Consider the following 21,007-nt stretch of genomic DNA (forward strand, 5'->3'; position numbering starts at 1 on the left):
CCTGGCTCAGAGCCCCAGCGACGCGCGCGCAGCCTGGCGCATCACTTCCACCGGGGCGCTGACGCCGAGCCAGAATTCGAGCGCCTCCACTCCTTGGCGCACCAACATATCCAGTCCATCCACCCGCTCGGCACCGCGGCGGGCGGCCTGCTGCAACAGACGCGTCTCTAGCGGACGATAGACCATGTCCTGCACAACCTGGCCCGGGTGCAGGCAAGTTTCGTCGTCAATCGGCGACGTGTCATCCTGCGGCCACATGCCCATCGGCGTCGCGTTGACGACCACGTCGGCGGCCGCCACCGCTTGTTCCCGCTCCCGCCACGACACCAGGTTTACAGATATGTATTCCTGAAACGAAGCAGCCGTCTCTGCCGCCTTCTCCAGGTTCCGCGCCGCCAGCCCCACTTCGGCCGTCGGCGCGTACAGGGCCAGCCCGGCCAGAGCCGCGCGCGCAGCCCCGCCAGCGCCAAGGATGACCACACGCTTTGGCATTCGCGGCAACGCCGTCCGCAGGCTTGTCCACCACCCGGCGACATCGGTGTTGTGGCCCATCACGTCGGCCGCTTCCGGGTCTTCCCCATCAGAGTAGGGGTGCAGGCGCAAGGTGTTGACCGCCCCGGCCAAGCGCGCCTCGTCCGAGTGCCGGGGGGCCCACTGATAAGCGCCCAATTTGTGCGGAATCGTGATGTTGACCCCACCCGCTCCGAGCGCCAACAAGCCGTCCAGGGCGGCCTGCAGGTTCGCTGGCGGCACAGCAAACGCCAGGTACACCGCGTCGATGCCAAGCTCCGCGAACGCCGCGTTCATCATCGCCGGCGACGCTGAATGAGCCACCGGCCACCCCAGCAATCCATACACTCTCTTCATACGTATCCTCCCACCCTGGCCGCGCAATCTGCGTGCCGTCGGCATGCTCAACCTCCGGCATCCTCCCATGCGTGAAACTGCAGCACCGCTTGCAGAGCTCCTCCGCACACCCGCAGCCTCACGTCGTGCAGGCGGCTTTCCGCCAGTTCCGGGTGCTCCCGGCGCACCGTTTGCACGCACTTGCGAATCTGGTAGAGAAGCTGGTCCACAGGCAACGGATGATCCCGCATGACGGTCACCACAACCTCCCGGCACCCCATGTCGGTTCACGCTCCCCCCTGCGTACTCGCCCACGGATGGGCTTCGCCCGTGTCCACACAGGCAACTACCGTAGGTGTATTCGCAGGCGGGAACCGTTATGCCGCCTAGGTGCCGGCGTCAGCGGCGGCTGAGTTGACCCAGTAGCCGCGGCCGCACCGTGACGGCCAGCGGCCTGGGCAACCAGAGATTCCCGCACAGCGGCCGGCCGAACAGAGCGAGCCAGCCGATGCCGGCCAGCGTGAGATCGGCGCCCTGGCGGCCAAACCGAATGCCGCCAGCCGTCACCTGTGACTTCTGCCGCGCCGGAGCGGTAACCTCAAGACGCTGCAGCGGACCCAACCGCTGGCGGCACGCCGGACAGGGCACGCGCAGGATGTCGTCGGCGTGCTCCCGGCCGAAGGTATCCGACCGTTCCAGCTTGGTACGGTGCACCGTCAGGCTGTTGCTGACGTAGCAGACGACCGGCTGATGGACGCCTTCCACCAAGTCAAAGCGGGCAAAGTTGCCAATCCACAGCGACTGCCCGGGATCCAGCTGATACACGCGCGGGCGCAGCCGTGTCTCCGGTACCGCGGTGGCCAAACAATCAGAGCACAACTGGTCAATCGCGCGCCGCCCCTGAATCAGGCCTGGGGTGTCGATCAATTGAACCTCGTGGCCGCCCTTGGTCGCATAGTCGGCTCCGACCAGTCCCACCGTCGTGCCCGGCACGCGGGACACGGTGAAACCGGCAGCTTCCGGATAGGTCCCGGCCAACAATCGGTTGACCAGCGTGGACTTGCCGACATTCGCCATCCCCACCACGTACGCGCGGGATTTCGCCTCCGCTTGAATCCACCCGTCCACTGCGTCCAACCCTTGCCCTTTGCGAGCGCTGACGAAACAAACCCCCGCCGGCTGCACGCCGGTCGAGCGCACACGTTCCGCTACCCAGTCGGCCAGGGTCTCGACGCGCACCTCCTTGGGCAACAGGTCCACCTTGTTGACAATAACCACTACCGGGCTCTTGCCGATGTGTCGGGCCAAATTCGGCACCAAGCTGCCCTCCAGGTCGAACACATCCAGCACGTACAGGACCAAATCCGGGCGCTTGCCGACCTCAGCCACCTGCCGTTCATACTCGGCGGCCGGCACCACCACCGGCGAGAATTCACCATAATGCGTGATCCGATAGCAGCGCCGACAGACCGGTTGCAGGCGGGTCAAAGCCGACAACGGCACGAACCCGGGCTCGTCCTCTCGTTCACTCTGCAAGGCCACCCCGCAGCCGCTGCATACCAGCTGTTCGCTCATTCACGCCCTCCCTCCTGAATCGGCCGCACCAATCCGTGGCGTTCCAACACCTTGAAAGCCGCCCGCTCGGCTAAGCGCGTCAAGCGCGTCCCCCACCATTCCCGATGCGACACAGGCAGCACCAAAATTGTGTAAATCCCGAGCCGGCGGGCGCCGCGAATGTCAGTGAAGAGCTGATCTCCCACCATCACCGTCTGCTCGGGCGCAACGTCAAAACTAGCCATGGCTGCCAGAAAGGCCTGGGGTCTTGGCTTCTTGGCCGCCGGGATGGCGCGCGCACCCAGTTGGCGTGCGAACTCTGAGACACGCGGGCCGCGGTTGTTGGACACGATGCACAAATCCATCCCGGCCTCGACCACGCGCCTGTACCAGGCAGCCAAGGCCGCGGGCACAACCTCATCGTTCCACGGCACCAGCGTGTTATCCAGGTCCGACAACAGCAAGCGGCGCCCGCCGTCGCGCAGCTTGTCCAAATCTATCGCATAGACGCTGGACACATATTCGTCCGGCATCAGTTTCATCCACAGGTTGCGCATGACATCCCCCGTCGAGAGCTCGATTTCACTCTAGCACATCTGGCAGCCGCGACCAAGAGGACCCGTGCTTCAATGAGCCCGGCCCGCCCGCATCTGTTCATAGAGACGGTTGAGAGCCTTGCGCTCAATGCGCGACACGTAGGACCTGGAGATCCCCAGCTCCTGGGCAATCTCGCGTTGCGTTTTCTCCTCCCCGTCGGGCAGCCCGAACCGCTTGCACAACACCTCCCGCTCCCGCTCCGGCAGGTTGGGCAGGTGTTCAAACATCTTCTGCTTTTCCCAGGATAAATCGACCGCCTGCACCACGGCATCCGCGTCCGTCCCCAACAGGTCGGACAGCGTCAGTTCGTTGCCTTCCTTGTCCTGTCCAATCGGTTCTTCCAGGGAGGTGTCGCGCCGATGCTTGCGAGTGCTGCGCAGGTACATGAGGATTTCGTTGTCGATGCAGCGAGCGGCAAACGTGGCCAGCTTCGTGCCGTACTTGGGATGGTAGCTCTCCACCGCCTTGATCAGGCCGATGGTGCCGATGGAAATCAGGTCCTCCGGGTCCTCTCCCGTGCCCTCATACTTCTTCACCAGATGAGCCACCAACCGCAGGTTGTGTTCAATCAGCTTGTTTCTGGCCGCCGTGTCCCCCGCCAGCATACGCTCAGCGTACATCCGTTCTTCTTCGCCGGACAACGGTTGCGGAAAGGCGTTGTTGCGGACATATGAGACAAACAGCGAGACATCTTTTAGCACCAGCAGCAAAAGCGTGAACAATCCCGTCACAGTCCGCACCCCCGTTGGCTGCGCGATGCCCCACGCGCTATCCCTAAGGTATGTCGGTGGGACTGTGAAACTGCCTGTACCACGACGTCAGCCTGCGGACCGCCGTGAACACCTGGTGGTGCGCGGGTGCCTCGGAGGCATTGAATACCGCCACGGAAAAGGCGATGCGGGGCCGAGAGGCGGGAAAATAGCCGACCAACCAGGCGTGAACACGCCCGGCCCGCGGCAGCTCTGCCGTCCCCGTCTTTACCGCCACCGGCACCGGGGCGCTGACGAGCGCATGCGCCGTCCCCTGCGGCTCTCGCACGGCTGCGCGCATCGCCTGGCCGATGGCGTGGGCCACTCCCGGCGACAGGGCGCGCCGGCCGGGCCCGGAGGTCAGCTCTCGCCGGCCCGCCCCCGGCGACTCCAGGTCGATGACCAGACGTGCGTCTCGGTACACCCCGCCGCGGGCGATGGTGGCGGCCAGATTCGCCGCCTGCAGCGGGGACATGCGGACGTCCTGCTGCCCGATGGCCGTGTTGGCAAGCAGGCCCACGTCCCGCCGCGGAGCCACGAACACCCGGCCGGGTGCAGCCTCGGCCAGCACGCGCAGCCCGCTGTGCGTCTGCAGCCCGGTCTCGTAGAGACCCAATCGTTCGGCCATCACCTGCAACCCGACAGGTCCGACTGCCGCTCCCACCAGCGCAAACGCCACGTCGCAGGAGCCGGCCAACGCCTGTGCCAGCGTCTCTCGACCGTGCGCGCGCCAACAGTGCATACGCACCCCGACCAACGGGACGACGCCGGCGCAAAAAAAGCGCGCGTCTGGTTGAAAACGATAGGATTCCAGGGCTGCCGCCATCGTGACCAGTTTGAATACGGATCCGGGCGTTTCCGGCTGCACGGCGTGGTTGCGCCAGGGATCATGCACATCGCGGCTGGCCATCGCCAGTACATCTCCGCTGTCCACATCCAACACGACTAAGGCCGCCTGGGTTGCTCCCGATTCGGCCAGGATGGCCTCAGCCTCGCCCTGCCACGCCGCGTCGACCGTTGTACGCACGTCGATGCCGGGGGTCCCCGGGCGCGTATACCAGCCGCCGCGCGTCCGCCCGCGGGCATCCTCCAACCAGCCGACAAATCCCGGCCTCCCCGAGGCCAGCCAGCGGTCAAACGTGTACTCGAGCCCGGAGCGCCCCTGCTCCAATACCAAACGGCCCGCATCCGGCCAATGATCGGGCAGGCCGATGCGGCCGACCACCGGATCGACAAGACCCGAGTGCGCTTCCGTATGCACCCGCCAACTCAATCTCGCTCCGTTCGGGGAAGTGAACTGAATCCACCGCTTCGCCCCCGACCAGGGCTGGCCGCTGCGAAACCGAATCTGTCCCCGCCCATCGTCCACCAGCAACGGGTGGAAGTGCTCGGAGTCCATCCGCCAACGCGCCTCACGCTCGTCGCCGATGCCTGGACTCGCCGTCTCGGGGCGCACCGCGACGACAAACAGCCGCCCCAACAGGGCGGCCACAGCAACCCACCAGAGCGTCACCATCCACAACCAGCGCCTGCCGTTCACGGCTCCCGTCATCAACCTCCTGTACGAGACAGGATGCCCGGCCGGGAACCCATACATTCCCAGACACGTCAAGCGCCTGTCAGGACTGCGCGTGAAGGTTGTGCTGACTGCGGGCCTCGTTGCGCAACTGCTGGGCGTACGTCGCCGCGAAGTAGTGCTCCCCGGAGCCGTCGTTTTTCGCCACGTAGTACAGGTAGTCGGTGTGAGCTGGATGGAGTACGGCCCGGATAGACGCCAGTCCCGGACTGGCGATGGGCCCTGGGGGCAACCCGGAGTGCAAGTACGTATTGTACGGATTGTCGACGTGCGTGTCCTCAACCGTCACCACGTCACGATGCCCCAGTATGTATTCGATCGTCGCGTCAATCTGCAATTTCATGGGCGGCCGGTGGTGCAGCCGATTATTGATCACGCTGGCAATCAGGGGCCGTTCGGCGTCCACCTTGGCCTCCTTCTCAATCAAGGACGCCTCCGTAACGACTTGGCTCAAGGACTGCCCCTGCCTGTGCATCGTCGTCCCATAGACACTCGCCACACGCCGCTGGAAATCCTCCAGCATGTCGCCGACGACCGCGTGCGCTGACTCGCCCTTGGTAAACTCATATGTATCCGGGAACAGGTATCCCTCCAACCGCCACCGAACCTGTGGTCTGTGGCCGATTTCGGCCAAAAACGGCTCCTGGAAGTGCCCGGATTGCACCTCCTGCAAAAACGCCTTTCGCTTGACCACCCCTGCCACAGCCAGCCGGTCGGCAATCTGGGTCACGGTGAACCCCTCCGGGATGGTCACCCGAATCGTGGCCGCCTCCGTGCCTTCCGTCAGCGCCGTCACCAATTGCGGCAGTGTCTGTCCGTAGGTTAGGCGGTATGCACCCGCCTTGACCTCTTGCCCCTTGTGCACGTAGCTCACGTACCAGCGAAACAGGGTGGCGCTGCGAATCAGCCCCTTGTTCTGGAGTTGGTCCGCGACCTCGGCTACGGATTCACCTGGCTGCACCATCACCAATACGTTGCCTTCGTCGCTCGCGGGAGGGCGGAGATTCAGGCCGACCCATCCGGCAAATGCGATCCCGGCGACAACGACGGCCGCCGCCGGCACAAGCCACCACCAACGGTGCCGCTTCGCCTCATCGACTTGGCTGTCCGAACGTCTCCTCGGAAAAAGTGACAATCATGACCCGCTCCCATCATCCGTTGCCCGTTTCCGCCGGCTGTCCAGCCATCCTTGCAGCATCAACGCCGCGGCCAGCTTGTCCACCACCTGCCGGCGTCTTGCTCGCCCAACGTCCGCGTCAATCAGCGTGCGCTCGGCGCTCACCGTGGTCAGCCGTTCGTCGTACAGGTCCACCGGCAATCCGGCGGCACTGGCGACGCGCTCAGCAAACGCCTGACACTGAGCCGCCCGCTCGCCGAGCGATCCGTCCATCCTCCGCGGCAGGCCGACGACAATCAACTCGGCCGCCTGCTCGCGGGCGATGCGCGCAATCTCCGCGGCCGCTGCCTCATCTGTCCGCCTGGGGATGACCGTGAGACCTTGCGCCAACAGACCGGTCGGATCACTGACCGCCACGCCGATGCGGGCCCGACCGTAGTCAATGCCGAGGACCCTCATCCTGTACATGCTCGGCATAACACCGCACCAGTTCCTCTATCAGCTCGTCCCGCTCGATGCGGCGAATGGTATTGCGCGCATCCAGGTGACTGGTGATGTATGCCGGGTCCCCCGAAATGAGATAACCCGCTATCTGGTACACCGGGTTGTACCCTTTCTCTGACAATGCCCGGTACGCCAGCTGAAACGCCCGCCGCGCCTCCGTGTTTTCCAACCGCGACTGAAACCGCATCGTCTCGTCGGATCGAAACACCATAGAACACCTACCCCCCGTCTACCGTTCCCCATACATTGTACTGTATTTTCGTGCAAGACGGGGACCCCTTCCCCATCGCCTTTGCGGCTTGTCAGCCGCTGACCTTGACCGCGTCCGCGACGATCTCTGGCACCCGCTCGATGGCCAGTGGCAGTTTCGCCGCATCGCGACCACCTGCCTGCGCCATATCGGCGCGGCCGCCCCCGCCGCCGCCGGTCACCGCCGCGACGTGGCGGATAATCTGCCCGGCGTGCAGACCGCGCGGCTGCAGGTCCGGAGACACCGCCGCCACGAGCTGCACCTTGCCGCCGCTCTGGCTGCCGAGAACAATCACAGCGCTCGCCAGGCGTTCACGCAGCCCGTCCGCCAACTGCCGCAGGCCCTCCATGTCGGTATCGGCAACCACCGCCGCGACAACCGGCACGCCGGCCACAGTGACCACCTGCTGGGCCAGCTCCTGCGTCCGCGCCTGGCTCAACCGGCTGCGCAGCGACGCCAACTCGCGGTCTCTCTCGGCCGCATCGGCCAACACGCGCTCCACCCGCCCGACCAAGTCGGCCGGCGTTGTTTTCAGCCGCTGCGCCGTCTCCTCCAGCAACCGCTCGCGGCTGAGGGCGTGGCGGTAGGCTCCGCGGCCGGTGACCGCTTCGATGCGGCGCACGCCGGAGCCGATGCCCGATTCGGAGACGATGCGAAACTGGCCAATCAGGCCGGTGCGTTCGACGTGGCAGCCGCCGCACAGCTCGATGCTCCAATCGCCCGCCTTTACCACGCGCACCCGCTTCCCGTACTTTTCCCCGAACAGGGCCATGGCCCCCATGGCCTTGGCCTCATCCAGGTCGGCTTCGAAGATCTCCACCTTGTCATCGCGCCAAATCGCTTCATTGACGAGTTCCTCCACGCGCGCCCACTCTTCTTTGCTGAGCGCGCCAAAGTGGGAGAAGTCAAAGCGCAGCCGGTCAGGCTCGACCAGGGACCCCGCCTGGGCCACGTGACTCCCCAACACCTCGCGCAACGCTTTGTGCAGCAAGTGGGTGGCCGTGTGGTTTTTGGTGATGTCCCGACGCGCGGCCGCATCCACCACCGCGTGCACGTGATCGCCCGTCGCTAACGATCCGGAGTCCACCCGTACCGTGTGCACGTTCTGCCCGTGCGGCGCTTTTTGCACGTCGAGCACGGTCATCTGCACATGCTCGCCCAGGAGCCGACCGGAATCGGCGATTTGCCCGCCACTCTCCGCGTAAAACGGCGTCTCATCGAGGATAACCTGCACCTCGGCCCCGTCCTCGGCCGTATCCACCCGCTTGCCGTCCCGGACAATGGCCAGCACGGTCGCGTCGCACTCCAGGCGCTCGTATCCGACAAAGCGGCTTGGCGCCGTGATGGTCTCCAGCGCCCCGCGCGTCGCGTTCATGCCTTCAACCGACTGCCGCGCAGCGCGCGCCCGCTCCCGTTGGGCTTCCAACTCGGCCTCGAAACCCGCGCGGTCGACAGCCACCCCGTGTTCCTTTGCGATCTCCTCCGTCAGGTCGACGGGGAACCCGAACGTGTCGTACAGTCGAAACGCCTCTGTTCCCGACAAGCGGTCCCCACCGCGCTTGCGAATGTCCTCGACCAGCTGCAAAAGCAGCGCCTCGCCCTCCGCCAACGTCGCCTGGAACCGCTCCTCCTCCGTGCGCACGACACGCCGGATGAGGTCTAGCTTCTCCCGCAGCTCCGGGTAGTCCGCGCCCATGATGTCGGCGACCACCGGCACAAGCTGATGCAAGAACGGCTTTTCGAGCCCGAGCTTGCGGCCGCTGCGCACGGCCCGCCGGAGCAGGCGGCGGATAATGTAGTGGCGCCCCTCGTTGCCCGGCAGCACCCCGTCCCCGACCGCAAACGCGGCCGTGCGGATGTGATCGGCGATAATTTTAAAGTGCACATCCCGCCCCGGGTCCTTGCCGAACGGCAGACCGCTGATGGCGGCCGTCTGGTCAAGAAGAGGCCGGAACAGGTCAGTCTCGAAGTTGCTGTCGACCTCCTGCAGCACCGACGCCATCCGCTCCAAGCCCATGCCGGTGTCGATGTTTCGCTTCGGCAGCGGGGTGTATTCACCGGCCTTGTCCTTGTTGTACTGGGTGAAGACGAGGTTCCAGATCTCCAGGAAGCGGTCACAGTCGCAGCCCGGACCGCAGTCCGCCTTGCCGCAGCCAAACGACTCGCCGCGGTCATAAAAGATCTCCGAGCAGGGCCCGCAGGGACCTTCGCCGATCTCCCAGAAGTTGTCCTCTTCTCCGCGGACAATCCGCTCGTCGGGCAATCCCACCTCCTGGTGCCAGATCTGATAGGCCTCGTCGTCGCTGACATGCACCGTCACCGACAGCCGCTCGGGATCCAGTTCCAGATACTGGGTAAGGAACTCCCACGCCCAGGTGATGGCCTCGCGCTTGAAGTAATCGCCGAAGGAAAAATTGCCGAGCATCTCGAAGAAGGTCTGGTGACGGGCCGTATAGCCGACGTTTTCAATGTCATTGGTGCGAATGCACTTTTGCGAGCTGACGATGCGCGGCCGCTCGGGAATCTCGCGGCCGTCAAAGTAAGGCTTGAGCGGCGCCATGCCGGCGTTGATCCACAGCAGCGTGGGGTCGTCGTGGGGAACCAGGCTGGCGCTGGGGAACACCAGGTGCCCGCGCTCCGCAAAAAACTGCTTGTAGAGCCTCCGAATGTCTTGTCCACTCAACCGTTTCATATACCGAATCCTCCATTCGCCTGTTCACCAAAAAACTCCCCACATCCCGGCAGGGACGAGAGGAGTTGCTCGCGGTACCACCCTGATTACGCGCAACCGGCTCCTCGGTGCGCGTCACTCATATCCCGCGGTAACGGGCGGATCCCGGTGGTTGACACTCCAGACTGGCTTGGGCCGGACGGGTGGGGTGCCTCGCAGCCATGAGCGCCCTCTCTGCGCTGCCCGCAACCCGGCCTACTTGGGTCCTTCATCGCTTGTGCCGATAGACGTATCCGTGATCACGGTAATTTCTGCCCTATTTTACACACTGGGAAAAGAACTTGTCAAACAGACGGCCATCCGCCTCACACCGGCTGGCCGCCGAGCCAGCTGAGCAGGCTGACCAGCGCCTGGCAGCCGGGCGCCAGAGCAAACAGGACGCACAGGGTGGCGGTGCGCAGATGCTGCTGTGGAAAGCGGATGAGCAGGACAAATCCGTACACGCCGAGAACCAGGCCGAGCGCCGCCAACGCCTCGTAGACCGGCATCCACCCGCCGGGCATGGCGTGAAGGGCCCGCCAGATGGCCATGGCCACAAACAGCATACCGTCCGCCAACGCAACCAGCGTAATTGCCCTGTGCATCGACTCGCCCCACTTTCCCGCGCTCATGCTCCGGCCTCACCTGTCCATCCCAGCGACAGGCGCGCCGCGCTGCCCGACCTATCGCAGCCCTGCAGAGTCACGCCCATTTTGCCACGGGCGGGCACCGCGTGTCCAGGAAACGTCCTATTCGGCGCGGTGGCGGTAGGCACGGATCTGCTGCCAGGCGACCTTGATCACGGCCACCAGCGGCACCGCCGCAATCAGGCCGAGCATGCCGCCCACCTCACCGCCGATGAGAATGGCCGCCACAATCAGCATCGGGTGCAGATCCAAGGTGCGCCCCATGATTTGGGGGGAAATCAGGTTGCCCTCCAACTGCTGCACCACCGCGTTGACAATCATCACCTTCAAGGCCATCTGAGGACTGATGGCAAATGCCAACAGTACGGCGGGGGTCGCGCCCAAGAAGGGGCCGATGTACGGCACCAGGTCCATCAGGGCCATCAGCAGGGCCAACAGCAAAGCATACGGCATGTGGACAATCAAAAGCCCCGCGTAGGTCAGAACCCCGACCACCAGCATCACCAACAGTTGGCCGCGCACATAGCGCCCTAGGGTGGTGTCGATGCCGGCGAGAATGTGTCGCACCTCGTCACGGTGCCGGGCTGGGCACAGCCGCACCATGGCGCGCCCAATGGCCCGAGCGTCCTTGAGCATGTAAAACACCAAAAACGGGACGGTGAACGCCACGAACACGGCGTTCAGCGTACCACTCAGCCCGGAGATCAGCCGGCTGGCCCAGCTGCTGACCCGCTCCTCCAGGCGGCCGGTCGCCGCTTCCACCGATTTGCGCAGCGCGTCCGGCAGGTAGCGCGTGTGCGCAGACACGTTGTCGAGCCAGCTGTCGACGCGCTGGGCCAGGGTGGGGAGATGCACAATCAGTTGATTGAGTTGCTGCGACACTAGCGGAATGCAGTTGACCACAATCACCGCCAGGAGGAGGATGAAAGAGATGTAAATCAGGGCAATCGCGGCGGCTCGCGGCACTCTCCGCCGGGCCAGGAGTTCGACAATCGGCTGCAGGATGTAGGAAATGATGAGTGCGGCCAGAAACGGAATCAGGACCACCTTGATGACGTCCCAAATATCCCCAAAGAAGGCGCGCAACTGGCCAATCAAATACAGGCAGAGCAAGGTGACAAAGACGGCGGTCACGAAGCGCAGGTAGCGATCGCTGACGTTCAAGCCTCATCCCCCCTGCCAGCCCAGCGAACAAGCTCTCTCTCCCAGTATATGCATGCTGCTCCACCTTCCATTCCGAGACTGTGGACGATTCCCACGGCGGGTGCGCCAGGCCCGGTCGGCTTGTTCACAACCGCTCTAATTTCGTATACTCAAGCTACGCTCCGGGCGTAGGCCTGGACGGAAAGGGGGCTGTTCATGCCGTACTTGGCGGTCGCTCTGGGAGGGGGCATCGGCGCCTGTCTGCGCTACCTGATCAGCGAATGGGTCGGTACGGTGCACGGCTTCCCGGCGGCGACCTTGGGCATCAATCTGGCAGGCAGTTTTTTTCTGGCGTGGTTTTACACCATCACACTGGAACGCGTCGCCATCCATCCGCACCTGCGGCTGGGCATTGGCACCGGGCTGGTCGGGGCGTTCACGACCTTCTCCACGTTCACCAGCGAGGTGTGGTCGCTCCTGGCCGCGCACGCCTATCTATGGGCGCTACTGTACGTGCTCCTGTCCTTTGTCGGCGGGCTCGCGCTTGCGGCGCTAGGTTTTTTCCTAGCCCATTGGCAAAACCGACTCAACCTGACGGATGATGTGAGCGAGGAGGCGTAAGGATGCCATTTCTCTGGGTGGGTATCGGCGGCGTCGTCGGTGCCCTGCTGCGCTACCAACTGTCGCGCTGGGTGTCGGAACGACTGGTGGTGTCCTTTCCGTTGGCAACGCTCGTCATCAACGTTAGTGGTTCGTTTTTATTGGGGTGGCTGACACGCTGGCTGGGAGTCTGGCTGCCCAGTGGGCTTGCGCCCACTGCCATGCTGTTGCTCGGAACTGGACTGTGCGGGGCGTACACGACCTTCTCCACGTTCTGCTACGAATCGGTCATCCTGCTGCGCGAACGGCGCCTGCAGACGGCCGCCGTCTATATCCTGACATCCCTGGTGATCGGCCTGGCCGCTTCAGCCATAGGACTGTACGGGCTGCCGGCGGGCAGCGAATCCACCCATTGAAAAAGGGCGCACGAGGGATTCCCGTACGCCCTTGTCAATGGGTGTCCGATGGCACCTACACGGCCTCTGAACCCAAGCCCAGCGAAGGCCCTTCCAGCTGGTCCACGGCCACCAACGACCCATCTTCCGCCACCTCGTAAACCCTCACTTCTTCACCGGCGACGTTGAACTCCATGAAACAACCCCAGCAGTAATACTGATTGGCACCAATCCTTCCGACATCCCGACAGTTACAATGTGGACACCTCATGGTTCCGTCCCCTTTACCGAGAATCCTAATATTATCTTATCCACTTGCACCAGCCGGCAAACGGACGAGGAGTCAGAAAGAGAGCATTCTCTTTCAGAAAACTTATACAGATGAATATTTCGTATGCAGAAACATATGCATAGGAAAATCTATTGATATGGTAAACCATCTCCCCCACTGTTGCAATGCAGGAATTGGTACAGTCACGGCAACCTCCAAGCGTGGCAAGGGAAAACACCCTTCTCTGAGAAATACAATCAGACGGTTTCTCGAAGCTCCGAGACCACTCGAGCCACGATCTGCGCCGCCCTTCGCACATCCTCTTCCCTGGTGTCCTCCGAAAAACTGAAGCGCACGGCTGATGCCACCCGCTCCTGCGGCAGCCCGCACGCCCGAAGGACGTGACTGGGCTCCAGACTGCCCGCAGAGCAAGCCGCTCCAGCGGACGCGGCGACCCCTTCAAGATCCAGGCGCATCAACAGGGTGTCATTGCGAACACCGGAAAAACTCACGTTGACGATGGCCGGCGAGGCGTCGGGCGGACTGTTCACCCACACCCCAGGTATGCCTTCCAGCGCGCCCAGGAACTGCTGACGCAGACGCGCGAGGAGACGGAGGCGCTGCTCCCGCGCCCCATCCAGGCGTTTGGCAGCCGCTCCGAAACCGGCGATGCCGGCCACGTTTTCCGTGCCCGCCCGCCGATCCCGCTCCTGGGCCCCGCCGCGCAGCACGGGCGTCCACCGCGCCCCCTGACGAATGTACAGCAGCCCGACTCCCTGTGGCCCGTGCACCTTGTGTGCGGAAAAGCTGGCCAAATCCACGCCCAACAGGTCCGGTCCCAGGTCCACGACCCCCAGCGCCTGCACCATGTCCGAGTGAACCACCACCTGCGGCATCCGGGCACGCACCAGGCGCGCCACCTCACGCACCGGCTGCAGCGTGCCAAGCTCGTTGTTGACGGCCATCAGCGAAACCACGCGCGTATCCGGTTCCAGCGCGGACAGCAGTTCATCCACCTGCACGCGGCCGGTGCGGTCCACGCCGACCTTCACCACGCGGGCTCCCAAGCCCTCTAACCACTCACACGTGTGCAGAACCGCATGGTGTTCCACGGCCGACACCACCACGCTGCCGCGGCCTCCCGCCGCCAAGAACGCTCCCACCAGGGCAGCCTGCACTGATTCGGTGCCACCGCTGGTGAACACCAACTCCCTGGCCTCACAGCCCAGCAACTTAGCCAGTTCGGAGCGCGCCTGGTCAACCGCCTCGCGCATGCGCCGCCCGCCCTGGTGCAGGCTGGACGGATTACCAGGGGGGGCGGTCAGCCACTGCTGTACCGTCTCCACCACCTCCGGATAGGGCTTGGTTGTGGCCGCATTGTCGAGATAAATCACAAACTCACCCCCTGTCTTGCACAGACGAGAAAGCCGCAGCCCCGGGGGTCACGTTCTGGAACCGGGGTGCGGCTCGCGCATACGACCGACGGGCGACCGGACGGACGAGTCAGATGTAGTACATGAAGGTCCCGTTGTATTTATCCTTCATGTTGACCAAGTCTTCCAGCGTCAACCCTTCCAACACGGACAGAATCGCCTGCCGCAGGCGTTCCCACAACTCATCAAAGCCGTCTTCGATGTCGTCGTCCACCAGCTCCAGCGGCCCTTCCAAGGTTAAAATGACATCCTTCACGGTGATCTCATTCTTGCCTTTGGCCAACACGTATCCGCCGTAGGCGCCGCGGATGCTGCGCACCAAACCGGCGTTGCGCAGGGGAGCAATCAGCTGTTCCAGGTAATGCTCGGAGAGCGACTGGCGCTCCGCAATCGATTTGACGGAAACCGGATTGTTCCCTTCGCTCGCGGCCAGGTCGACCATCAACATGAGACCGTAGCGTCCTTTTGTCGATATCTTCATCTCGTCACCCCCCGCCGGTCTGTTGGTTGACTGGCTCGTCCGTTCCCCGGCTGCTCAGGGGCCGGCGGACAAACCGCCTCGGCTTCGTAATACACCCGCGGCTCGACCCCCTCCGGCCAATAATTCTGCTCCACATACCGCTCTGGGTAATCATGCGGGTACTTGTAACCGACGCCGCTGCCCAAGCGCGCTGCACCCTTGTAGCCGGTTCCGCGCAAGTGGGCGGGCACGGTCAAGGGAATCCCGCTCCGCACATCCGCCAGGGCTTGGTTGATGCCACGATAGGCGTGGTTTGATTTGGGCGCCGTCGCCAAGTATGTGGTCACTTGGGCGAGCGGGATGCGCCCCTCGGGCATGCCAATCGCCTCCACGGCGTGCAGGGCCGCGACCGCCAGCGGCAGGGCATGCGGATCGGCATTGCCGATGTCCTCGGAAGCCAGGATGATAAGCCGCCTGGCGATAAACCGCGGGTCCTCCCCGCCCTCAATCATTTTCGCCAACCAGAGCAAGGCCGCATTCGCGTCCGATCCGCGCACCGACTTGATGAAGGCGGAGATGGTGTCGTAGTGCTCGTCTCCATCGCGGTCGTAAAGGACGTGCCGCTGCTGAATCACCGCCTGCACGTCGGCCAAGGTCACCTGCGTCCGCCCGTCAGGGGCCAGTGTCGACGACATGACCGCCATCTCCAGCGTGTTGAGTGCTCGCCGCGCGTCGCCGCCGGCGTAGCGGATGAGCGCGGCGCGCGCGTCCTCCGCCAGCGCGGCCTGGTAGCGGCCGAGCCCGCGTTCCTGATCCGCGAGGGCGCGCTCAATTAACTCCTGCAGGTCGGACGCCGACAACGGACGCAGGCGGAAGACGTGCGATCGGCTCACCAACGCCGGGTTGACATGAATGTGCGGGTTCTCCGTTGTGGCGCCAATCAGCGTCAGAAGCCCCGCCTCCACGTGCGGCAAAAGCGCGTCCTGCTGGGCCTTGTTGAAACGGTGAATTTCGTCGATGAACAACAGTGTCCGACGGTGGTACATGGCCTGCTCGTCCTTGGCGGCCTGCACCACCTGGCGAATTTCCGCCACCCCGGCGGAGACCGCGTTCAGGCTCTCAAAACGCGCCTTGGTCTCGTTGGCGATAACCTGAGCCAGCGTGGTCTTGCCCGTGCCAGGCGGGCCGTACAACAGAACGGACACCAGCCGGCCGGATTCAATCGCACGCCGCAGCGTGCTGCCGGGCCCGACCAGGTGCGGCTGCCCGACCACCTCGTCAAACCGGCGCGGCCTCATGCGGTGCGCCAGGGGCGCGTTCTCCTGTTCTTCCTGTTGTGCCTGCCACGTGAACAAATCCAATGCTATCGACCTGCCCGTATGCGTCGACCTGCATGATGCGGCCGCAGCCCAATCTCAATTTCCAAGTAAGCCACTCAACTTTAACCTATTATAATCAGCCCAGCCCATGGCAGGCAACCTATGTACGCACACACCGAACTTCGGGCCATCGACTGCATAGACTGGTGTACAACATAGCCTCGCCATTCCAGCCACTGTCCGCCCGACTACGGGGCATCGGTCTCGAGCGCATCGGCGTCCGCGTGGCCCAACTTCGCCGCTTCTTGCTCCATGCGCACGCGGCGCAACGCCTTCACAATGGCCTCCTCCAGCACTTCAGCCTGGGATGGTTCGCGCGTCTCTTCGCGACGCACGATGCGAGCCGCCAGGCGGCTGAGCGCGACGGTCACCCAAACCGCCAGCCCGGTGACCAGCACCGCGTACAACAGCGACCACAGCACGCTGGATTTCGGAAAATACTTGGCGATATAATCCGTGATTAGGTTCTGAATCAAAGTATTCCAGGCCAATGCCGCGACCAAGCCAAAGGCGGAGGTCGCAAGGCTGACCATTTTGTCCATCAGTTCACGGTGAATCATGACCACCTCCATATCAATCTGCTGGTCCAGCATCGTACAGTATGGCCTATGCTCGTGCCCGCGCGCATCCGCGCTCAAATCGATGGACTTGCTTGGCAATTGAAAAGGCAACGCGTCATGTCCACGTTGCCGCCTTTGCTATGTATCGCGACGCGCCCCGCTCCTGCCGTGAAACCTGGAGTTTTGAACCTGCTCTCGCAGGTGGGTGTCCTGCTCCGTCGTGAGACAAGTCCTCGTTCCGAGGCAGGTGTTCACGAAAGAGACTCCGAACTCCCTCTCAATTGGGTGTTGGCTCAAAACGAAGAGGCTTGCACCAACAGCGCAGGGCGTCATCGGTTGTGTGACTATCGTATCACCTCGGGCCCGCCTCCGCAAGTACGGTCAGACGCCACACATTCTGGATTCGTTCCCGCTTTTACCCGGGCCCAGCCCCGACCGTGCGCGGGCCTGCCGTCGTGCGCAATCCCAGTACCGCCAACTGCTCGGGACTGACCCCACTGGGCGCGCCGGTGAGCAGGTCCGTGCCGCTGGAGGTCTTGGGGAACGCGATGCAGTCGCGCAGCGACTTGCGCCCGCCCATGATCATCACCAGCCGGTCAAACCCGAAGGCGATGCCTCCGTGCGGCGGCGTCCCGTATTCGAACGCATCCAGCAAAAAGCCAAACTTCTCGTACGCTTTCTCGGGGCTGAAGCCGATCCGTTCAAACATCTGGTTTTGGATCTCCCGGCGGTAGATGCGCATGCTCCCGCCCGCCACCTCGAACCCGTTGAGCACCAGGTCGTAGGCTTGGGCGCGGACGGCGAGCGGATCTGTCCGCAGCAAATCAAGGTCCTCCCACTTCGGCATGGTAAACGGGTGGTGCATGGCAACGTAGCGCCTCTCCTCCGGATCGTACTCCAACAGCGGGAAGTCCACCACCCAGAGGAAGCGAAATCCTGGCTCCAGCAGTTCCAATTCCGTGCCGAGGCGGCTCCGCACGGCGCCCAGCGCCGGCAGCACCACCGCCCGCGGACCGGCGGCGATGAACACCAGATCACCAGGCTCCGCTCCCGCCCGGGCGGCCATGTTGCCCAGCGCCTCGGCGCTGAAGAACTTGCCGATGGACGACTTGATACCGCTCTCCGTCAGGGCGATGGTCGCCAGCCCCGGTAAGCCATGGGCTGCGGCAAACTGGTTCCACTCATCTGTCTGCTTGCGGGTGAAGCCCGCGCACTTGGGGGCGCGCACGGCCTTGACCACGCCGCCCGCGGCCAGCGCGTTGCGGAAGACGCGGAATTCGCTGTCGGCCACCAAATCGGACAGGTCCACCAGCTCCAGGCCAAAGCGCAGGTCGGGTTTGTCCGATCCGTAGCGCTCCATGGCCTCCTGGTAGGTCATGCGCGGGAACGGGGTCGGCAGTTCGACGCCGAGGACGCTGCGAAACACCTCCACCATCATCTCTTCCATCATCGACTGGAAGGTCTCCTGCGGGATGAACGACTGCTCGATGTCAAACTGGGTGAACTCCGGTTGCCGGTCCGCGCGCAGGTCCTCGTCGCGGAAGCAGCGCGCCATCTGATAGTAACGCTCCACACCGGCGACCATCAAAAGCTGCTTGAACAGCTGCGGCGATTGCGGCAGAGCATAGAACTCTCCCGGCTGCAGGCGGCTGGGCACGAGGTAGTCGCGGGCGCCCTCCGGCGTGCTGCGCGTGAGCATCGGCGTCTCGATTTCGAGAAACCCGTGGTCATCCAGGTACCGGCGCATCGCTCGCGCCACCTGGTGGCGCAGCTGCAACATCCGCAGCATCTCGGGCCGGCGCAGGTCCAGGTAGCGGTAGCGCAAGCGCACAGCTTCGTCCACGTCCAGGCCGTCCTGGATATAGAACGGCGGCGTCTTGGACTCGTTGATGACCTCCAGCGCCTCCACCGCCACCTCGATGCGCCCGGTTTCGATTTTCGGGTTGACCGACTGCTCATCGCGCACCACCACGGTCCCGCGCACAGCAATCACATACTCGCTGCGCAGCTGCCCGGCCAGCTCCATGGCCGTCTGCGGAGTGCCCTTTTCGGCGTCGAAGACAAGTTGAACGACGCCACTGCGGTCACGCAGGTCAATGAACACGATGCTGCCGAGATCCCGCCGCCGGCTCACCCAACCGCTCAGGGTGACCACACTCCCGGGCGTAACCTCCAGCGTCTCCCGCACCATGTGCGTGCGAATCAGTGTCTGCGCGCTCATACCGATGCCTCCTCGACCTTCTGTACAGCCGCCACCAGCTCCGACAGCGGGATGGTCGACTGCTCCCCACTCGCCAGGTCCTTTACCGTTACCTGTTGCTCCGCTTGCTCACTGGAACCCACCACCACCGCCAGGCGGGCGCCCTCACGGTCGGCCGCCTTGAACTGGGCCTTGACGGACCGGCCCTGGTAATCGCGATCCGCCCGCACCCCCGCCTCTCGCAGGGTCTTGAGCACCCGCATCGCGTATACGTCCGCCTGTTCGTCGGCCACGGCCACGTACACGTCCAGGTCTCGGCGCGACGCCGGGCTTGCGCCGCCTTGTTCCGACAGGATGAGCAAAATACGCTCCATGCCGGTGCCGAAGCCGACACCCGGGGTCTCGGGACCGCCCAGTTCACGGACCAGGGCGTTGTAGCGGCCGCCGCCGCCAAGGGTACCAAAGCCCTCCACCTTGATTTCCCACGCGGTGCGCGTGTAGTAGTCCAGGCCTCGGACCAGGTGCGCGTCGATCCGGTAGGGCACGCCGAGCGCCTCCAAATAGCGGCGCACGCTGGCGAAGTGGGCTTCGCAGTCTGCGCACAGCGATTCCAGAATCGTCGGCGCCCCCACCTCCACCAGCAGCCGTTGGCAGCGCTCGTTCTTGCAGTCGAAGATGCGCAGCGGGTTGCGCTCGAGACGGTTCTGGCAATCGCTGCAGAGCTGGTCCTTGACCGGGAGCAGTCGAGCCAGCATCTGCTCTCGGTGCCGGGGCCGGCAAACCGGGCAACCGACACTGTTCAGCACCGCCGTGGCCCCCTGGACGCCCAGCTCCTGCAACTGGTAGACGTGCAAAGCGACCACTTCCGCATCCAACGCAGGTGAATCGGACCCGAGCACCTCGCAGCCGTACTGGTGGAACTGGCGCTCGCGCCCCTTCTGAGGCTTTTCGTAGCGAAACATGGGCCCGAGATAGAACAACTTGGCGACGCCGGGCTGTCCGTACAACTTGTTCTCCACGTAGGCGCGGATGACGCCGGCGGTGCCTTCCGGCCGCAGCGTCAGGCTGCGGCCGCCGCGGTCCTCGAAGGTGTACATCTCCTTCTCGACTATGTCCGTGGTCTCCCCGACCCCGCGTGCGAACAGCTCCGTGTGTTCAAACATTGGTGTCCGAATCTCGGCGTAGTGATACTCGGCAAACGTCCTGCGCACCACGTCCTCGATCTGCCGCCAGAGGCCGACCGTGGCCGGCAAAATATCCGAGGTGCCTCTTGGCCGTTGCACCAGCATGTCCTCACCTTCTTTCCTGAACTCGTCCTGGCCGCGAGGCGGCCGAACCATGGCGGCAACAAAAAACGCCTTCCGTCCGCCGCCGTCAACCGGCAGGGACGAAAAGCGTTCGCCTTCCGCGGTGCCACCCTGCTTGAGCCGCCCCGCCTGCTGGCCTGACGTCTGCCCATCAAGACCCAATCCAGGCGCGGCGCGACTCCCCTTGCTGCGCGTAACGGGCGCCTGCCGCCTGTCCTTGGGACCGCTTCGAACGGGTCTTTGAGACAGGTTCTCGGAGGTGTCGTTCCCACCCGCTCCGTAAACCTGCTCGCAGCCAGGACAGGTCTCTCTGGGTACAGATACGGGGGTACTCGTCCTCGTCATCAAATCGGATCGATATGCCTGTGTGAAGATGGTTGTGCTCCGGTCGGAGACAATTAATTGCAAATTATACGCAGACGCTGCGGGAGTGTCAATTTCTTCGCACCAGACCCGAGCGCCCCGGCCGCTCTCCGGGATGCCAGAGCGGTTCCGTCGGCCGCGCGTGAAAACTTTCGGCCTCCGCCTGTCTCTGCGCCCCCGTCGCATCGCATACCTCGGTCAACAGCAGCGCGCTCTGGTTGATTCGCACCTCAGACCTGCGCACATCCCCACCTCCAGCCGCAGCGGCTGCCCCTTAGCGTGCGCGAAGCCCCTTTCCAGCATGCAAAAGTGTGTTACCATCAAGGACGGCTTCACCATCCTTGAA

The 21,007-nt window shown here is 63.9% G+C and carries 22 protein-coding genes and 1 other RNA gene; 2 read left to right on the top strand and 21 right to left on the bottom strand.

The genetic code is table 11. The annotated features are described in order from the left end of the window. Nucleotides 1-6: 6 nt before the first annotated feature. The 12 genes from aroE to ASH01S_RS02750 form a co-directional block, all read right to left on the bottom strand. Entirely contained in the window at nucleotides 7-867 is an 861-nt protein-coding gene (aroE, locus tag ASH01S_RS02695) for a shikimate dehydrogenase (RefSeq protein ID WP_067923034.1), read from the bottom strand. Nucleotides 868-914: 47 nt separating this feature from the next. Then, nucleotides 915-1,127 carry a hypothetical protein gene (locus ASH01S_RS02700; protein WP_067923037.1) on the bottom strand — a complete coding sequence of 71 codons (213 nt, stop codon included), beginning with the start codon at nucleotides 1,125-1,127 and terminating at the stop codon, nucleotides 915-917. A gap of 118 nt (nucleotides 1,128-1,245) precedes the next feature. Continuing rightward, the gene (locus tag ASH01S_RS02705; protein ID WP_067923040.1) at nucleotides 1,246-2,421 is read right to left on the bottom strand and encodes a GTPase; all 1,176 of its coding nucleotides are present in this window, start codon (nucleotides 2,419-2,421) and stop codon (nucleotides 1,246-1,248) included. Next, complete coding sequence (locus ASH01S_RS02710; protein ID WP_067923043.1) at nucleotides 2,418-2,957, bottom strand: YqeG family HAD IIIA-type phosphatase; 540 nt, start codon at nucleotides 2,955-2,957, stop codon at nucleotides 2,418-2,420. Before ASH01S_RS02710 ends, ASH01S_RS02705 begins: the two co-directional genes overlap by 4 nt. 69 nt (nucleotides 2,958-3,026) lie before the next feature. Beyond that, nucleotides 3,027-3,728 carry an RNA polymerase sporulation sigma factor SigK gene (gene sigK, locus ASH01S_RS02715; protein ID WP_067923046.1) on the bottom strand — a complete coding sequence of 234 codons (702 nt, stop codon included), beginning with the start codon at nucleotides 3,726-3,728 and terminating at the stop codon, nucleotides 3,027-3,029. A 43-nt stretch (nucleotides 3,729-3,771) separates the two neighbouring features. After that, nucleotides 3,772-5,298 (bottom strand): penicillin-binding transpeptidase domain-containing protein, encoded by a 1,527-nt coding sequence (locus ASH01S_RS02720; protein WP_067923049.1) that lies wholly within the window; start codon nucleotides 5,296-5,298, stop codon nucleotides 3,772-3,774. 67 nt (nucleotides 5,299-5,365) lie between these two features. Next, nucleotides 5,366-6,457, bottom strand: a complete 1,092-nt coding sequence (mltG, locus tag ASH01S_RS02725; protein ID WP_067923052.1) for an endolytic transglycosylase MltG — start codon at nucleotides 6,455-6,457, stop codon at nucleotides 5,366-5,368. Next, nucleotides 6,458-6,907: a Holliday junction resolvase RuvX gene (ruvX, locus tag ASH01S_RS02730; protein WP_306302851.1), complete on the bottom strand. Its 450-nt coding sequence runs from the start codon at nucleotides 6,905-6,907 to the stop codon at nucleotides 6,458-6,460. It abuts the gene before it with no gap. Further along, entirely contained in the window at nucleotides 6,879-7,154 is a 276-nt protein-coding gene (locus tag ASH01S_RS02735) for an IreB family regulatory phosphoprotein (protein ID WP_067923057.1), read from the bottom strand. Before ASH01S_RS02735 ends, ruvX begins: the two co-directional genes overlap by 29 nt. A gap of 91 nt (nucleotides 7,155-7,245) precedes the next feature. Next, nucleotides 7,246-9,885, bottom strand: a complete 2,640-nt coding sequence (gene alaS, locus ASH01S_RS02740) for an alanine--tRNA ligase (protein ID WP_067923060.1) — start codon at nucleotides 9,883-9,885, stop codon at nucleotides 7,246-7,248. A 344-nt stretch (nucleotides 9,886-10,229) separates the two neighbouring features. Further along, entirely contained in the window at nucleotides 10,230-10,535 is a 306-nt protein-coding gene (locus ASH01S_RS02745; protein ID WP_067923063.1) for a hypothetical protein, read from the bottom strand. Nucleotides 10,536-10,652: 117 nt separating this feature from the next. Beyond that, nucleotides 10,653-11,714 carry an AI-2E family transporter gene (locus ASH01S_RS02750; RefSeq protein ID WP_067923065.1) on the bottom strand — a complete coding sequence of 354 codons (1,062 nt, stop codon included), beginning with the start codon at nucleotides 11,712-11,714 and terminating at the stop codon, nucleotides 10,653-10,655. A gap of 195 nt (nucleotides 11,715-11,909) precedes the next feature. Between ASH01S_RS02750 and crcB (ASH01S_RS02755) the strand changes: the two genes are divergently transcribed. Further along, on the top strand, nucleotides 11,910-12,314 hold the full coding sequence (gene crcB / locus ASH01S_RS02755; RefSeq protein ID WP_067923068.1) for a fluoride efflux transporter CrcB: 405 nt from the start codon (nucleotides 11,910-11,912) through the stop codon (nucleotides 12,312-12,314). Nucleotides 12,315-12,316: 2 nt separating this feature from the next. After that, nucleotides 12,317-12,709 carry a fluoride efflux transporter CrcB gene (gene crcB, locus ASH01S_RS02760; RefSeq protein ID WP_067923071.1) on the top strand — a complete coding sequence of 131 codons (393 nt, stop codon included), beginning with the start codon at nucleotides 12,317-12,319 and terminating at the stop codon, nucleotides 12,707-12,709. 55 nt (nucleotides 12,710-12,764) lie between these two features. Here the strand turns inward: crcB (ASH01S_RS02760) and ASH01S_RS02765 are convergent, their stop codons facing one another. The 9 genes from ASH01S_RS02765 to ASH01S_RS18300 form a co-directional block, all read right to left on the bottom strand. Next, on the bottom strand, nucleotides 12,765-12,959 hold the full coding sequence (locus ASH01S_RS02765; RefSeq protein ID WP_067923074.1) for a YrzR-like zinc ribbon domain: 195 nt from the start codon (nucleotides 12,957-12,959) through the stop codon (nucleotides 12,765-12,767). A gap of 257 nt (nucleotides 12,960-13,216) precedes the next feature. Next, complete coding sequence (locus ASH01S_RS02770; RefSeq protein ID WP_067923077.1) at nucleotides 13,217-14,353, bottom strand: cysteine desulfurase family protein; 1,137 nt, start codon at nucleotides 14,351-14,353, stop codon at nucleotides 13,217-13,219. 109 nt (nucleotides 14,354-14,462) lie between these two features. Then, nucleotides 14,463-14,873 carry an RrF2 family transcriptional regulator gene (locus tag ASH01S_RS02775; protein WP_067923082.1) on the bottom strand — a complete coding sequence of 137 codons (411 nt, stop codon included), beginning with the start codon at nucleotides 14,871-14,873 and terminating at the stop codon, nucleotides 14,463-14,465. Beyond that, nucleotides 14,870-16,213 (bottom strand): replication-associated recombination protein A, encoded by a 1,344-nt coding sequence (locus ASH01S_RS02780; protein WP_083516770.1) that lies wholly within the window; start codon nucleotides 16,211-16,213, stop codon nucleotides 14,870-14,872. Before ASH01S_RS02780 ends, ASH01S_RS02775 begins: the two co-directional genes overlap by 4 nt. A 206-nt stretch (nucleotides 16,214-16,419) precedes the next feature. Then, nucleotides 16,420-16,902 (bottom strand): DUF5654 family protein, encoded by a 483-nt coding sequence (locus tag ASH01S_RS18935; RefSeq protein ID WP_174520712.1) that lies wholly within the window; start codon nucleotides 16,900-16,902, stop codon nucleotides 16,420-16,422. A 39-nt stretch (nucleotides 16,903-16,941) separates the two neighbouring features. After that, a non-coding RNA gene (ssrS, locus tag ASH01S_RS02790) (6S RNA) lies at nucleotides 16,942-17,122 on the bottom strand. Nucleotides 17,123-17,206: 84 nt separating this feature from the next. Beyond that, nucleotides 17,207-19,012 carry an aspartate--tRNA ligase gene (gene aspS, locus ASH01S_RS02795; RefSeq protein ID WP_067923088.1) on the bottom strand — a complete coding sequence of 602 codons (1,806 nt, stop codon included), beginning with the start codon at nucleotides 19,010-19,012 and terminating at the stop codon, nucleotides 17,207-17,209. Beyond that, nucleotides 19,009-20,643 (bottom strand): histidine--tRNA ligase, encoded by a 1,635-nt coding sequence (hisS, locus tag ASH01S_RS02800; protein WP_306302852.1) that lies wholly within the window; start codon nucleotides 20,641-20,643, stop codon nucleotides 19,009-19,011. The genes aspS and hisS overlap by 4 nt, the downstream gene beginning before the upstream one ends. An 88-nt stretch (nucleotides 20,644-20,731) precedes the next feature. Then, a complete protein-coding gene (locus ASH01S_RS18300) occupies nucleotides 20,732-20,905 on the bottom strand; it encodes a hypothetical protein (RefSeq protein ID WP_157066954.1) in 174 nt (57 codons plus the stop codon). Nucleotides 20,906-21,007: the final 102 nt, after the last annotated feature.

It is taken from the genome of Alicyclobacillus shizuokensis NBRC 103103 (assembly GCF_001552255.1).
GTDB classification, from domain to species: Bacteria; Bacillota; Bacilli; order Alicyclobacillales; family Alicyclobacillaceae; genus Alicyclobacillus_G; species Alicyclobacillus_G shizuokensis.

Bases quoted from the DNA above. Each gene is read 5' to 3' on its own strand.
- aroE (WP_067923034.1), bottom strand. From the start codon at position 867: ATGAAGAGAGTGTATGGATTGCTGGGGTGGCCGGTGGCTCATTCAGCG.
- ASH01S_RS02700 (WP_067923037.1), bottom strand. From the start codon at position 1,127: ATGGGGTGCCGGGAGGTTGTGGTGACCGTCATGCGGGATCATCCGTTG.
- ASH01S_RS02705 (WP_067923040.1), bottom strand. From the start codon at position 2,421: ATGAGCGAACAGCTGGTATGCAGCGGCTGCGGGGTGGCCTTGCAGAGT.
- ASH01S_RS02710 (WP_067923043.1), bottom strand. From the start codon at position 2,957: ATGCGCAACCTGTGGATGAAACTGATGCCGGACGAATATGTGTCCAGC.
- ASH01S_RS02720 (WP_067923049.1), bottom strand. From the start codon at position 5,298: ATGACGGGAGCCGTGAACGGCAGGCGCTGGTTGTGGATGGTGACGCTC.
- ruvX (WP_306302851.1), bottom strand. From the start codon at position 6,907: ATGTACAGGATGAGGGTCCTCGGCATTGACTACGGTCGGGCCCGCATC.
- ASH01S_RS02735 (WP_067923057.1), bottom strand. From the start codon at position 7,154: ATGGTGTTTCGATCCGACGAGACGATGCGGTTTCAGTCGCGGTTGGAA.
- alaS (WP_067923060.1), bottom strand. From the start codon at position 9,885: ATGAAACGGTTGAGTGGACAAGACATTCGGAGGCTCTACAAGCAGTTT.
- ASH01S_RS02745 (WP_067923063.1), bottom strand. From the start codon at position 10,535: ATGAGCGCGGGAAAGTGGGGCGAGTCGATGCACAGGGCAATTACGCTG.
- crcB (WP_067923068.1), top strand. From the start codon at position 11,910: ATGCCGTACTTGGCGGTCGCTCTGGGAGGGGGCATCGGCGCCTGTCTG.
- crcB (WP_067923071.1), top strand. From the start codon at position 12,317: ATGCCATTTCTCTGGGTGGGTATCGGCGGCGTCGTCGGTGCCCTGCTG.
- ASH01S_RS02765 (WP_067923074.1), bottom strand. From the start codon at position 12,959: ATGAGGTGTCCACATTGTAACTGTCGGGATGTCGGAAGGATTGGTGCC.
- ASH01S_RS02775 (WP_067923082.1), bottom strand. From the start codon at position 14,873: ATGAAGATATCGACAAAAGGACGCTACGGTCTCATGTTGATGGTCGAC.
- aspS (WP_067923088.1), bottom strand. From the start codon at position 19,012: ATGAGCGCGCAGACACTGATTCGCACGCACATGGTGCGGGAGACGCTG.
- hisS (WP_306302852.1), bottom strand. From the start codon at position 20,643: ATGACGAGGACGAGTACCCCCGTATCTGTACCCAGAGAGACCTGTCCT.